Origin of the sequence: Collinsella sp. TF06-26 (assembly GCF_002232035.1) — a bacterium.
Taxonomy (GTDB): domain Bacteria; phylum Actinomycetota; class Coriobacteriia; order Coriobacteriales; family Coriobacteriaceae; genus Collinsella.
Map to the genome: position 1 here is coordinate 70,901 of NZ_NKXR01000005.1, position 12,342 is coordinate 83,242.

Annotated in this window: 14 protein-coding genes; 7 read left to right on the forward strand and 7 right to left on the reverse strand. The window is 57.2% G+C overall.

Annotated features, from left to right (window positions below):
* Positions 1 to 40: 40 nt before the first annotated feature.
* The 4 genes from CHY22_RS04420 to CHY22_RS04435 form a co-directional block, all read right to left on the reverse strand.
* Positions 41 to 382, reverse strand: a complete 342-nt coding sequence (locus tag CHY22_RS04420) for a PTS lactose/cellobiose transporter subunit IIA (RefSeq protein WP_089572593.1) — start codon at positions 380 to 382, stop codon at positions 41 to 43.
* 2 nt (positions 383 to 384) lie between these two features.
* Positions 385 to 681: a PTS sugar transporter subunit IIB gene (locus tag CHY22_RS04425; RefSeq protein ID WP_089572594.1), complete on the reverse strand. Its 297-nt coding sequence runs from the start codon at positions 679 to 681 to the stop codon at positions 385 to 387.
* 48 nt (positions 682 to 729) lie between these two features.
* Entirely contained in the window at positions 730 to 2,022 is a 1,293-nt protein-coding gene (locus CHY22_RS04430) for a PTS transporter subunit EIIC (RefSeq protein ID WP_089572595.1), read from the reverse strand.
* 154 nt (positions 2,023 to 2,176) lie between these two features.
* Complete coding sequence (locus tag CHY22_RS04435) at positions 2,177 to 2,980, reverse strand: ChbG/HpnK family deacetylase (protein WP_233502819.1); 804 nt, start codon at positions 2,978 to 2,980, stop codon at positions 2,177 to 2,179.
* 252 nt (positions 2,981 to 3,232) lie between these two features.
* Here CHY22_RS04435 and CHY22_RS04440 point away from each other — a divergent pair, with 252 nt between their 5' ends.
* Positions 3,233 to 4,054 (forward strand): MurR/RpiR family transcriptional regulator, encoded by an 822-nt coding sequence (locus tag CHY22_RS04440; protein WP_089572597.1) that lies wholly within the window; start codon positions 3,233 to 3,235, stop codon positions 4,052 to 4,054.
* Between the two features lie 20 nt (positions 4,055 to 4,074).
* Here CHY22_RS04440 and CHY22_RS04445 read toward each other — a convergent pair whose 3' ends face one another.
* Entirely contained in the window at positions 4,075 to 5,463 is a 1,389-nt protein-coding gene (locus CHY22_RS04445; protein WP_089572598.1) for a glycoside hydrolase family 1 protein, read from the reverse strand.
* A gap of 251 nt (positions 5,464 to 5,714) precedes the next feature.
* Here CHY22_RS04445 and CHY22_RS10135 point away from each other — a divergent pair, with 251 nt between their 5' ends.
* Entirely contained in the window at positions 5,715 to 6,059 is a 345-nt protein-coding gene (locus tag CHY22_RS10135; protein WP_157758013.1) for a hypothetical protein, read from the forward strand.
* 218 nt (positions 6,060 to 6,277) lie between these two features.
* Here CHY22_RS10135 and CHY22_RS04455 read toward each other — a convergent pair whose 3' ends face one another.
* Positions 6,278 to 7,420 carry a PDDEXK nuclease domain-containing protein gene (locus tag CHY22_RS04455; RefSeq protein WP_089572600.1) on the reverse strand — a complete coding sequence of 381 codons (1,143 nt, stop codon included), beginning with the start codon at positions 7,418 to 7,420 and terminating at the stop codon, positions 6,278 to 6,280.
* 120 nt (positions 7,421 to 7,540) lie between these two features.
* On the opposite strand from CHY22_RS04455, the gene CHY22_RS04460 reads away from it, so the two are divergent.
* A complete protein-coding gene (locus tag CHY22_RS04460; RefSeq protein WP_089572601.1) occupies positions 7,541 to 8,287 on the forward strand; it encodes a DMT family transporter in 747 nt (248 codons plus the stop codon).
* A 53-nt stretch (positions 8,288 to 8,340) separates the two neighbouring features.
* Here CHY22_RS04460 and CHY22_RS04465 read toward each other — a convergent pair whose 3' ends face one another.
* The gene (locus CHY22_RS04465; protein ID WP_158551165.1) at positions 8,341 to 9,123 is read right to left on the reverse strand and encodes a GntR family transcriptional regulator; all 783 of its coding nucleotides are present in this window, start codon (positions 9,121 to 9,123) and stop codon (positions 8,341 to 8,343) included.
* A 308-nt stretch (positions 9,124 to 9,431) separates the two neighbouring features.
* On the opposite strand from CHY22_RS04465, the gene CHY22_RS04470 reads away from it, so the two are divergent.
* From CHY22_RS04470 to CHY22_RS04485, 4 genes are all read left to right on the forward strand, one after another.
* On the forward strand, positions 9,432 to 9,866 hold the full coding sequence (locus tag CHY22_RS04470) for a PTS fructose transporter subunit IIA (RefSeq protein ID WP_089572603.1): 435 nt from the start codon (positions 9,432 to 9,434) through the stop codon (positions 9,864 to 9,866).
* Between the two features lie 83 nt (positions 9,867 to 9,949).
* The gene (locus tag CHY22_RS04475; protein ID WP_089572604.1) at positions 9,950 to 10,438 is read left to right on the forward strand and encodes a PTS sugar transporter subunit IIB; all 489 of its coding nucleotides are present in this window, start codon (positions 9,950 to 9,952) and stop codon (positions 10,436 to 10,438) included.
* Between the two features lie 72 nt (positions 10,439 to 10,510).
* Complete coding sequence (locus CHY22_RS04480; protein WP_089572605.1) at positions 10,511 to 11,368, forward strand: PTS sugar transporter subunit IIC; 858 nt, start codon at positions 10,511 to 10,513, stop codon at positions 11,366 to 11,368.
* Entirely contained in the window at positions 11,368 to 12,195 is an 828-nt protein-coding gene (locus tag CHY22_RS04485) for a PTS system mannose/fructose/sorbose family transporter subunit IID (protein WP_089572606.1), read from the forward strand. Before CHY22_RS04480 ends, CHY22_RS04485 begins: the two co-directional genes overlap by 1 nt.
* Positions 12,196 to 12,342 lie beyond the last annotated feature (147 nt).

A 12,342-nucleotide genomic window follows, 5' to 3' on the forward strand; every position in this document is an offset into this window, starting at 1 on the left:
CGGGCTGCATGGCAGTCCCGGCTTCCCGTCAGATAATCAGTTAGGCGCTTGCACCCATGCGTTGATAGACCGTGATGAAGCGCTCGGCAAGGATACGGAAGCCCTCAGCGCTCATGAGCTGATCCTCCGCATGCAGCAAGATGATGCGAAACGGCAGCTCCTCGCCGCTGGCCTCTTGCTGAAGCAGTTTCATGTGAGCGTCGTGGCCTGCGTTGAACACCACGTTGCCCTCGTCGATAAGTTTCCGGGCGGCCTCAAAATCACCATTCTCGGCACAGGTTATCGCTTCGAGGTAGCAGCTGCGCGCGCTCCCCACCTGAGCGACGATAGAGAAGCACGTCATTTCAAACTGATCGATCGCTTCTTGTTTGATCTCTGACATGGCTATGCCCCCAGCAACTTTCGAGCCTGTTTGAGCACGGCCTCGCCGTTCATTGTCCCATACGCTGTCATATCAATCGGCTCCACCGGACAGTTCACTTGATTCTTCACCTTGTTGAGTTCAAAGCGAACCTGCGGTCCCAGCAGGATAACGTCGCTATCCGCATATTCCGCCGCTTGGTTGACAGGGTGCGCCTCGATGGTGCACACGAAACCGTCTTTTTCAGCCGCCTGTTGCATGCGCTGTACCAGCATGCTCGTCGAAGCGCCCGCGGCGCACATAAGTACGATATGTTTCATCCTACGCTCCCAACCTCATGGAAAATGATGGTGTGAATATGAAAATCCCTATGCGGCCGATTCCTCGAGAGCGGCCTGCTCCTCTCGCAACGCCTGGCGATCAGCCATAAGGGTGAAGGGGGTATACATGAGCACCGACACCGCCAAAACCGCAACCGAGATCACCAGGCACCCGATGCCGCCCTGCATGAATGCGATGACCGGCTGGGGAAGCACCCAGGGAAGCTGAATCGTGGGATTGAACGCAGCCCCAAGACCGAGGGCGTAAAGCGCCTGGACCACGATGGCGCAGACCGGGATGTTCAGCACGAACGGGATGAAGTACGTGGGATTCAGCACGACCGGCAGACCGAACATGAGCGGCTCGGAGATATTGAAAAGCGACGGAACAAGCGCGATGCCGCGAATCGCCTTGAAGCGCTCGGACTTGGTGAAGAGCAGCGAGATGCTGATGCCCAGGGCGTTAGCCTGGCCACCGATGGCGGTGCCGAGCGCGACGACGGCCCAAGCGCCATAGGGCAGTGCCTCGCCCGCGATGATGGCCTCGGTGTTAGCAGCGCTGCAAGCCATGATTACCGGAGCGTAGAAGTTGAGCATCACGTTGGGGTGGACACCGAAGAACCAGAAGATCGACTGCAGCGAGCACACGATGATATAGGCCAAAGGAGAGGCACCGACCATCGTGACCGGCGTGCCGATCAAGGTGTTGATCATATCGAACAGGTTGCCCCACGGGGTGAAAGAAAGACCCCACTTGGCGAACCACACCGCAGTGAATAGCACGATGGCGGCAAACATCGGCGACAGCGAGTCTGCAACCATGGGCGGAACCATATCGGGGAGCTTGATTTCAAGCTTGCTCATCAAAATGGCTGTCACCTTCGGCACGATCAGGCCAAGCAGAATGGCGACGAAGATGCCGTTCGATCCCATGTACGACGTGTTGATGAAACTCGCCATGGGAATATCCTCGAACGATTGCTGCGGCATGAATGCCAAAAACACCGCGCCGCTCACGATGCCACCGGTATAACCGCTAAGGCCGCATACCTTACCCCACCTCAAACCGATGAAGAAGGAGATGTATATACCCATCATGTTCATGGTAACGGTGAGGATGGAGTTGCCGGTCGCCATGAGACCGCTCGAAACCACCCAATCGGAGAACCCCGGAATGGGGAAGTTGATGAGAATCGCGATAACCGAGACGCCAAGGGTCATGGGCAGCGTGCACATCATGCCGCCCATGAGGGCGTCGAGCATCTTGCTGTCAGCAACCTTGCTTGCCACAGGTGCGATTGTCTTATCCATTATGTTTTGGATCTTGTCGAATACCGCCATGTTTCAGCTCCAATCTTTGCAGTGAACTCTATCGATGCCCGTGTGCGGCATCTTCCCCTCTAGATAGCGCATCCACCTCTCTTCAAAATCACAACGACGTGCTTCAGGCAGTACGCCATTCAGCGTGAATTGGCGAGATTGCCCCAGCGGACGCTTACGTCAGGTCCGCGTACGTCACGAGCCCCACGTCCTGCTCTGCAAGCCATGCGGCGACATCAGGGTCGACAAGCATCGCGGCTTCCCGGATGCGGGCCTCGAGCATGGTCGAGTTATCTCGCAAGTACGCGTCGATATAACCTGGGTGAAACACCATGAGACGGCATATCCCTTCCGGTGTCGTTTCAAGCGCCTCTCGAAGCGCCGCAAAGGGATCCGCTTCATATGACGAGAAATCCTTGGGAACATAGGAAAGCACCGGCGTCGAGCGAAAGGTGACTGGCTCGCCCGGAACACCCATCGCGAAATAGGGCAGGCCGTGACGCTCGGCAACGATCTCAAGGCCGCGGAAGAACATGGGGCTTGCGACCGCATGTCCCTCGAAGTAATCGGGCTCACGCCCGACGAGCTCAAGGAATCGCCGATACTGCGCCTCGATTTCGATAATGACCTCGTCAAGCACCACGAAGTCCTCCCCAGCCCGCGCGGCGGCGCGATATGCTGAGCTCCGCTTGAAATTGCCATCATCGTCAACGATGCTCGAGATGAGCGAGGAATCGCTGAGGGGCCTACCCGTGCAGATATTGGTGTGCTGACCCAAGCAGAGATCCTTGATTTGCAGGCGCGCCAAACCGCTTTCTGCAAGCGGCATGTTGGTCATGACGCCCACCGAGCGAATGAGCCCCGCTTGGACCGCGGCCGCTATCCCGCAATTAACACCGTCGCTGTAACCTAAATCGTCGGCGCGCAGCAATAACCGCTTCATCCGATCCTCCTCAACCGATATCTCGTCGAGCGGCAAAGCAACGAAGCGATGCCCTGTGTAGAGCCGATGCCGTGTTCCGGCGGGGCGGCAAGCTTCGTCGTCTCTTCTTGCATTAAGTATGACGCCGGCTATATCCAAAATCGGTTACATGCTGTGCCACAAGGTTGCGAGATGGCTACGCGAGTTTCATAACGTGAAACTCCGCAGGAATACCGGCATGTTTGAGCTATAGTTTGGTCAAATGAGGCCCTCTTATTCGGGCCACTGAGCATAAAGGGGACAGCCATCATGGAAAAATCCATCTCGATGGGATCGGTTGCCGAACGGTTGCTTGACTACATCGACACCGCAATGCAGCACGACACCAACTACGAGATAGCGACCACGCTGGTGAAAAACTACAGCAAGCTGAGCGAGCTCTCGATTGGAGAAATCGCCGACATGTGCTTCGTCTCGAAGGCTTCAGTGTCGCGATTCTGCCGGTTTATGGGTTTCGCTGATTTCAAGGACCTGCGCAACCAGCTTGAACATGACATCCTCAAAACCGGGTTGTTTCCACATGCCTTTGTAGAACAGCTGTCAAACGACACGGAAGGCGCTCTGGCATCCTACCGGGAGGCGATCCTGCTCAATATCGAAACGACCATCTCGGCGGCAAACATCGCGAAACTGCCCGCCATTGTCGATGATTTGCACGACAGCGGGCATGTCGCGTTCTTCTCCCACCACTTCCTCTGGGACGTGGGCCGCTACTTCCAGAGCAGGCTCACCATCATGAACCGCCTCATCGAGCTTTACCTCGATTATTCATCGCAGCTCGCCTGCGCGCAATCGCTCACCAAATCCAGCCTCGCCATCATTTGCAGCATAGGGGGAACATACCCCATTCGTTATCCAGAAATCGTCAACGCACTCGCCGCCTCCGGCTGTCGTCTTCTCGCCATCACACAAAACACCTCAAGCGCCTACTGGAACCATGCCTCCTGCATACTGAGCTGCGGAGTGACCAACAACATCGACACGGGCAAGTTCGGTGCGCTTGCCGCCATCGACTTGATAGTCATGGAATACCTGAGGCGTTATGGAGCCGATTCCGGTACTGGCGAGTAATCTCGTCGGACCACCGACGCTCAGCAGGGCAAGCCGTTTTCTCTAATCACGTCCTGATACCAGAAGAAGCTGTCCTTCCTGAAACGAGCGCATTGCTTCGCATCGGTTTCCGTGCGATCGACATACAGAAGGCCGTAGCGCTTAGTGAACCCCTGATGACTTGAGCATAGATCCATGAGGCTCCAAACGCAGTAGCCGAAGACGGGATAGCCTTCGCGAATGAGCTCCTCGACCTCGCCCAAATGTCGTGAAAGGTATTCGATGCGCACGGCATCATGCACCCTGTTCTCCTCGTCAAGTGACTCGGAAAGAGCCATGCCGTTCTCCGTGACAATCATCGGAAGCTGGTAGCGATCGTAGAGCTTGCGCATGCCCACGCGAAGCCCAAGGGGGTCGATGCCGTTCGACATCCACTCGGTCGGCGCGATCGCAGGGTTATCGCAGAGTTCGAAATCCCCGCCCGACCACGGAGGGAACCGGTCGAAGCGGATGGGCTCCGTGCGCTCATGCGCACAATTGCTGAAATAGTAGTTCACCCCAAGAAAATCGGGCCTCGTCGCGACCAGGATGTCGTGGTCCCCGCACTCAACAACAGGGTAGAAACCTTCGCGCTCCAGGTAATAGCGCGCATAAGGCGAGATGTCGCCGCGCACACTCAGGTCGAGCAGGTAGTTCTGCATCATCTCCTCGGCGTTCATGGCCGCAAGCACATCCGCCGAAGCGCTCGTCCGCGGGTTGACCACCTGCATGGCGACAACGGGGCCGATCTGCGCATCGGGGTCGATCTGTCGCAGGCACGCGATGGCGCGATGCTCGGCAAGAGCGACATGATAGCTCATCTGGTAGGCGTTCTTCTGCTGTTGGCGCGGATCGGTTTCGGTGTCACCCGTGTTGCTGGGCGCGGAGGTCGCAATTAGCTGTTCATTCACGGTAACCCAGCGCTTGACGCGCCCCTTGAAGTGCGTGAAGCAGATTTCGGCATAGCGCACATAGAAGTCGATCATCTTACGGCTCTTCCAGCCGCCGAAGGCCTCGACCAACGCACTCGGACATTCGAAGTGATACAGGGTGACCAAGGGCTCGATCCCTCGCTCCAGCAGGTAGTCAATCAGCTGGTCATAAAACGCCAAGCCCTCAGGATTGGGATCCCCCGAGGCATCGGGCATGATGCGGCTCCAAGCGAAACCCATCCGGTAGACCTTGATGCCGAGCTCGGCCATGAGGTCGACATCCTCACGCCAGTGATGATAGTGGTCCGAGGCGATCTTGTTATCGGCGATGCCGGGACGCCCCGGGCCGCGATCGGTGGTTGCCGGACCTTTGCCTCCTTCATCATACCCACCCTCAACCTGAAAAGCGCTGGTGGAAGCACCCCAGAGGAAACCTTCGGGAAACCGGTGCTGAGTCATGAGTTCAACCTCTCGTCACGGATGTCACTTCTTGCAACTCCCGTTATAACGGATGTACGAACCAAAGCCTGTTACTCATTCCCGGGCAATGTTTCACGATTTGAAAACGGCCGTGCCATCATGCACCGCAAACTCTAAAGAACATGCCGTCGCGAAGGCCAAGCCTCATGCCCGCCACCGTCACGTGCCGGCGCCGCACACCGCCAAGCCGCTACTCCCCATCGCGGAAGGTCAGGAGGTCGCGGTAGTCCGTGTCGCGCGTGCTGCCCGTCTTCGAGAACGGGTTCACCGAAGCAGGACACCTCATCCTCAAGATCTACCTCCTCGACGAAACCAAGGTCGATTTAGGAGACGCAACGTTACTACAGCGCAGGGAAAACGGCCCGCCGAATAAAATCGGATCGATCCCCCGTCTTTCGGTCGATTGCCACCATCATGGATGCCGGAAAGCGCACGGTAACTGCAACAAGCGGCTCATCAGCAACAACGCCAGGCCTGACATGGATGCGCTCAAGACGACCCGTCCAAGTCTCTTGCTCAAACTCTACGCTCTCGCGCTCGATATCTTCGTCTGTCAGGACCGATCCATCAGCTAGTTTGTACTCAGTCATTATCTAGAACCTCCCTCTCAGACAAACCATGCTTGAGAGCATTGCGGTGGACAATTGCCATGGAAGTATCCTCTCCTCCAGGCAGAGTTTGTCATACTCATTGCATGACAAACTCTGCCTTGATACGTTCCCCACCCCATGCTCATCGGCAAAGCTCAAGGCCATAAGCGAAATAAGCTTCTAACACCGAACAATTCCTACCGCTACCCATCAGACCTCTCCAGCAACATCCGTAAGTCATCGATGGGCGGCAGAGCATCGAGCAACTCTCGTGGCATATCCTTCGACGTCTTATAGGTGGCCACACCCATGGGTTTTGTGAAGTCTTGGATCACATAGTCAACAAATCCCTTGTCCATGTCTTTGCAAAGAACAAGGCCTATGGAGGGATTCTCGTGCTCGCGACGCTCAAAGTCGTCCAGGATGCGTAGATAGCCAGAGAGCTGGCCGAGATAGGCCGGCTTGAAGGGGCCGCTCTTGAGCTCGACTGCAACTAAACAGTTGAGGTCGCGGTTGAAGAACAGGAGGTCGATGTACTGATCGATGCCAAAGGCGTCGAGATGGTACTGGTTTCCCACAAACGCGAAGGCTCGACCGAACGTCATGATGAACTGCTTGATATTCTGCACGATGCCTTGCTCTAACACGCGCTCGTCGACATCCTCCGCATCGCGCACCCCGAGTTCCTCAACATTGATAAAGTCGAGCAGATACTCGTCCTTGAACGTGGCGATAGCGCGCAGCGCCTGCTGACCCTTTGGCAGCGTTGAGAGGAAGTTGTTGGAGACCTCTCCTTGATGATGAAAGTCGTCCGCCTTCAGCGAGCGTTTGAGCGCCTCCACACTTAAGTGCTCAAATGCGCACTTGTGAATGTAGAAGAGCCGCTCGTCAAGGGTCTTAGCACCTGCAAGGATATACCGATGATGGGTAAACCCAATCGCTAAAAAATCATCGAGAGAACATGTGTTTGAATTCGGCACTTGCAAGTGACGAATTTGCAGAAGGCCACCGTCTGAAGATTCGTCACTCACGAGTGACGAATCGAGAAACGCCTGTTCATCGCCCGGAGCAGACCAAGCTTCAAAGAAGATTCGCATATATTTGAGACTTGTTGTGGAGAAGCCCCTGAGTCCTGGCAGCTCCTTCCGCAATTGTTCGCTGATGGTTTTGAGCGCGTTGGTTCCCCACGTGCCATTGCGCGTGTTGGCGGAGACGTAGCCTCCCACGGCGAAATAGAGCTGCAGCTGCTGAGCGTTGGCGCTCTTCGCCGCAGCATACTGCGCACGCAATATCGCCGTCTTGATGGTCTGAACTTCCTCACGATAGCCCGTAATCTCTGACATCATGGCGTCCTCCTCTTCTTACGAACTTGTGTTCCATGACGCGTTCTATGCTATCAACGCGTGCGGACACAAAATTGCGCGTACCATAGAGGCGTTTTCTGCTTCGCCTCGTTTGGGAGATGTATGTCCAAACCCTCATCCGCACTCGACGCCAGCTCTTGCGATGTTTACGCCGACTCCGCGCGCCACCCTCTCACGCGCACATGGTGCGTAGCTGCGCTCGCCCTCATCTGCTGCGCGCTCTGGGGCAGTGCGATCCCCTGCATCAAGATCGGCTACGAGCTTCTCGGCATCCAAAACGGCGACGTACCATCGGAGTTTCTCTTCGCTGGCGTGCGCTTTATGCTTGCCGGCGCTATCGCACTTGCCGCTGCAGTCATAACAAGACGTCGCTTGCCTCGCGTCTCACGCACGGGATGGCCACTCGTTATCAGACTCTCGCTTGCCCAAACTATCGTGCAGTACGCCTTCTTTTATATCGGCGTTTCAAACGCTTCGGGTGTGCGCGGCTCAATCGTCAACGCTATGAACACGTTTCTCTGCGTGTTGATGGCAGCGCTCGTGTTCCGGCAAGAACGGCTCACTGCGCGCAAAGTCCTCGGCTGCGCTATAGGTTTTGCCGGAGTCGTTATCGTCAACCTCACCGGTGGCGATAGCGGCGGCGCCGTCACGCTCACAGGCGAGGGCTTCATCCTTATTGCCGCTGTCTCCTACGCTGTCTCGTCTGCCCTCATCCACACCTACTCCCAGCGCGAGGACCCCGTGGCGCTCAGCGGCTACCAGTTTATCAGCCCTAGTCATCGCTCAAAGCCCCTTCGGCTGCACCGTGTGCTGCCGAAGGGGCTTTGCGCGATGACTAGGGCTGAATAAAATTGAGTGTGGGCGCCGTCGTTCGTTTGAACGACGGCGCCCACGTTTTGGATTTATTGGGCTGTGGCGGTGAAGGTTGTTTTGTCGGCGGCGATGTGCACGTGCAGCTTTGCCTGACCGTCGCAGCTGATGAGCACGCCTACCTCGAACGGGGTTCCCGTCTTGTCGTAGGTCGAACGCACGATGCGCATCGCCGCCTTACCGGTGTTCTGTCCCAAAAGGCGCGCCTCATGCTTGTCGAGGTTGACCGTCTCGTAGACGGCATCGACGCTTGCAGGCAGGATGCCGGTCTTTTCCGCGATATAGGCGTAGAGCGAGCCATCCACGTCTTTGCGTGTGAGCTCGGGGCAAAGTGACACGGGGATATAGACGTAGTTGAGCTCCATGGGTTTGTCGTTGGCGAGACGCAGGCGGCGAATCTCCCAGACGGGTGTCCCCTCGGGCACTTTGAGCCCAGAGGCGATGCCGCGGACGGCCGGTATGCTTGAAAAGGCGAGAATCTGCGAGCTCGGAACCCGTCCCGCTTCGCGCATCCGCGCGCTGAAATTCAGGGCCAGGTCGATGCCGGGTGCTGAGGTTTGGGGTTTGATGAACGTGCCCTGCCCACGTTTGCGCACCACGCGCCCCTCGATGACGAGATCCTGAAAGCAACGGCGCACGGTCGCGCGCGATAACTCCAGCCGCTCACAGATTTCGAGCTCGCGTGGCAGCGGCGTCTTGGTGTCGAACGCCTGGCTGGCGATAAGCAGGGCGATTCGATGCTTAAGTTGGACATAGAGCGGCGTATCACCGCTGCGATCGAAGGGTTCGGAGGCGAGAAACGAGATCATGTCCATGGGGTACCTCCATGTCGTGAGCATACGTGACATGGTCTGACACTGCGGGACAAACCGGTGATGTCAGGCCCGATTCTTGCTGGTATGTATGGTACATAAGGAACATAAAACATTTACCAGGCAATCTACCTGCTATTTTAAAAATAATTGGAAGAAAAAATAATTTAGGCACAAAAATAGTTGCTACCGTTAACCGATGAATAGTTGCCGTTCGCAACTATTTTCTTGTACCGAACATGCCCCGGCGCAACAATAATCTCGGCAAAAAGCAAAGCCGTGCGACACACGGCAGGTCGAGAGGAGACCGCATGCGGTATCTGGTAATGGTCAGTCACGGAACGCTCGCTCCCGGACTGCACAGTGTCCTCAAGATGCTCGGCAATGACGCCCCGAACATCTTGTCGACGAGTCTCGTGGACGGCATGGGCGCTGACGAGTATGTCGAGAACGTCAAGGCGATGCTCGCTCCCGTTACCGCCGATGACGAGGTTGTCCTGCTCGGTGACATCCTGGGCGGATCGCCGCTCACCAATGCCATGAACACGCTGGCCGAGAAGGGCCTGCTCGCCCACACCATTGCCTTCGGCGGCATGAACCTGCCCATGGCTATGACCGCCATGATGGGGCTTGCCACCATGGACCTGGATTCCCTCAAGCAGATGATGCTGCAGGAGGGCAAGAACGGTATGTCCGAGCTTGTGGTCCCGACCGATGACGCCGACGACGAGGACGACGACATCTAGGCCGCACCAAGGTTTCATCTAGCTGCAAACGTTAGGAAGAAGAGGCCGCGACCGCGGGCCTCATGAAGGAAAGGGGAGAACGTATGATTTCGTTCATCCGCATTGACGACCGCATGATCCATGGACAGACCGTTACCCGTTGGGCCCTCGAGTATCCCTGCGACGGTCTTATCGCCGTCAACGACGCCGCGGCGTCCAACCCCGTGCTCAAGGAGGCCTACAAGAGTGCCTCGGGCAAGAAGACGTTCGTGTGGACCAAGGAGCACTTCAAGGAGGTCTCCGAGAAGGTTCTCAAGTCCGACACCAAGTACTTCCTGATCACCAAGAACCCGCTCGACATGAAGGAACTTCTCGTCGATTTTGGCTTTAAGCCCGGCATGGACCGCATCATCGTCGGTCCCTGCAACGATCGTCCCGGCACCACCAAGCTCGGCAACAACCAGTCGATCACGCAGGAAGAGGCCCAGGCGCTCGAGGATCTCACCAACGCCGGCTACACGGTCGAGTTCGCCCTTATCAAGGAGAAGTCCATCGGTGAGTGGCCCAAGTTCCGCGGTCAGTTTGGCTTCTAGTTAGGCGCCAGCCGCATTTTGGTATCTACAGCCCTTGGTGAAAGGGGCTGAGGAATAAAGAAAGGGGAAAGCATGGCAATCAATGCATTCCAAGCCGCGCTGTTCGGCCTGTTCGCCTGCCTGGCATCACTGCCTGGCATGGGCGGCACGACGATCGGCAACTACACTCTGGGTCGTCCTCTGGTCGCCGGCCTCATCGTCGGCATCATCATGGGCGATATGCAGACGGGCATCCTCGTCGGCGCTGCCATCCAGGTTGTCTACATCGCTCTCGTGACCCCCGGCGGAACCGTCTCCGCCGACGTCCGCGCCGTGTCCTATATCGGTATCCCGCTGGCGATCCTCGCCATCAAGAACTCGGGCATCGATCCCGCCTCCGCTGAGGCTGCCGGCATGGCCGCATCCCTCGGCGCCGCCGTCGGCACGCTCGGCACTGTGCTCTTCTATGGCACCGCCACCATCAACCTGGTGTGGCAGGGCATGGGGTGGAAGTGGCTCGAGAAGGGCGATCTCCACAAGCTCTACCTGGTCAACAACGTTCTGCCTTGGATTGGTCACATCGTCTGCTCGTTCCTCCCGACGTTCATCATCACCATGGGCGGCACCGCCATGGTCGACCTCATGAAGACCTACATGCCCATGGACGGCATCGCGATGAAGACGCTGTTCACCGTCGGCTCGCTGCTGCCTACCGTCGGTATCGCCATCCTGCTCAAGCAGGTCATCTCTAAGCCCACGGACTTCCTCACGTTCTTCTTCGGCTTCACCCTGTCCGCTGTCATGGGGTGCAACCTGATTGCCGCCGCCGGCATCGGCTGCTTCTTCGCCCTGATCAACTATGAGATCGCTTCGCTCAAGATCGACCTCGCAAACGCTCCCAAGGCAGCTATCGCCTCGGGCTCCGATGATGAGGAAGAGGAGGACATCTAATGGCAGAGAAGAAAAAGCTCTCTAAGAAAACGCTTGCCAAGTCGTTCCGCAACTGGTCCTATGGTAACCTGACCTGCTTCTCACAGGAGCACATGCAGACCTTCGGTTACCTGTGCGCCATGCTCCCGATCGTTGAGGAACTCTACGACTCGCCCGAGGAGCAGAAGCAGGCCCTCCAGACCTACTCCGCGTTCTTCAACACCGAGCCGCAGATCGGTACCATGATTGTCGGCGTCACCGCCGGCCTTGAGGAGGCTCGCGCAAACGGCGAGGCCATCGACGACGACGCTATCAACGGTATCCGCGCCGGCCTCATGGGCCCGCTCGCCGGCCTTGGCGACTCGCTGATCGTCGGTACCCTGATCCCGATCCTGCTCGGTATCGCCCTCGGTCTCTCGACCGGCGGCTCTCCGCTCGGTGCCATCTTCTATATTGTCGTGTGGAACCTGCTCATGTTCCTTGGCATGCGCTTTGCCTACAACCAGGGCTATGAGCTCGGTGGCAAGGCGGTCGAGGCACTGGTCGGCCCCAAGGCAAAGGCTCTTCGCGATTCCATCGTGATGGTCGGTACCATGGTCATCGGTGCAGTCGGTGCTACCTGGGTCTCCATCACCTGCAGCCCCAACCTGGTGCTGCCCGGCGGCGGTAAGTTCCAGGACACCCTCGATGGCATCTATCCGCACCTGCTGCCGATGGTCTTCATCATCTTCTGCTGGTACATGATGACCAAGAAGAAGGTCAACCCCATCGTTATGATGCTGATTCTCGTCGTGATCGCATTTGTGGGCGTTCTCATTGGCTTCTTCGATCCGGCGCTGAGCTACTAGTCATCATCCTTTGACCCCCTGCAAGGCCGTGCGGCCTCAACCGCACGGCCTTTTGATTTTACGCCGCCCTTCAAGGGCAATATGGCCAGCGACCTCCATCGCCTACACGACACCCGCTATATTGCTCTTGAAAGATGACGTATTCGA

Excerpts from the sequence above, each read along its gene's own strand:
- CHY22_RS04480 (WP_089572605.1), top strand. The coding sequence starts at position 10,511 with ATGGCAATCAATGCATTCCAAGCCGCGCTGTTCGGCCTGTTCGCCTGC.
- CHY22_RS04455 (WP_089572600.1), bottom strand. The coding sequence starts at position 7,420 with ATGATGTCAGAGATTACGGGCTATCGTGAGGAAGTTCAGACCATCAAG.
- CHY22_RS04460 (WP_089572601.1), top strand. The coding sequence starts at position 7,541 with ATGTCCAAACCCTCATCCGCACTCGACGCCAGCTCTTGCGATGTTTAC.
- CHY22_RS04465 (WP_158551165.1), bottom strand. The coding sequence starts at position 9,123 with ATGGACATGATCTCGTTTCTCGCCTCCGAACCCTTCGATCGCAGCGGT.
- CHY22_RS04440 (WP_089572597.1), top strand. The coding sequence starts at position 3,233 with ATGGAAAAATCCATCTCGATGGGATCGGTTGCCGAACGGTTGCTTGAC.
- CHY22_RS04485 (WP_089572606.1), top strand. The coding sequence starts at position 11,368 with ATGGCAGAGAAGAAAAAGCTCTCTAAGAAAACGCTTGCCAAGTCGTTC.
- CHY22_RS04430 (WP_089572595.1), bottom strand. The coding sequence starts at position 2,022 with ATGGCGGTATTCGACAAGATCCAAAACATAATGGATAAGACAATCGCA.
- CHY22_RS04420 (WP_089572593.1), bottom strand. The coding sequence starts at position 382 with ATGTCAGAGATCAAACAAGAAGCGATCGATCAGTTTGAAATGACGTGC.
- CHY22_RS04475 (WP_089572604.1), top strand. The coding sequence starts at position 9,950 with ATGATTTCGTTCATCCGCATTGACGACCGCATGATCCATGGACAGACC.
- CHY22_RS04445 (WP_089572598.1), bottom strand. The coding sequence starts at position 5,463 with ATGACTCAGCACCGGTTTCCCGAAGGTTTCCTCTGGGGTGCTTCCACC.
- CHY22_RS04470 (WP_089572603.1), top strand. The coding sequence starts at position 9,432 with ATGCGGTATCTGGTAATGGTCAGTCACGGAACGCTCGCTCCCGGACTG.
- CHY22_RS04425 (WP_089572594.1), bottom strand. The coding sequence starts at position 681 with ATGAAACATATCGTACTTATGTGCGCCGCGGGCGCTTCGACGAGCATG.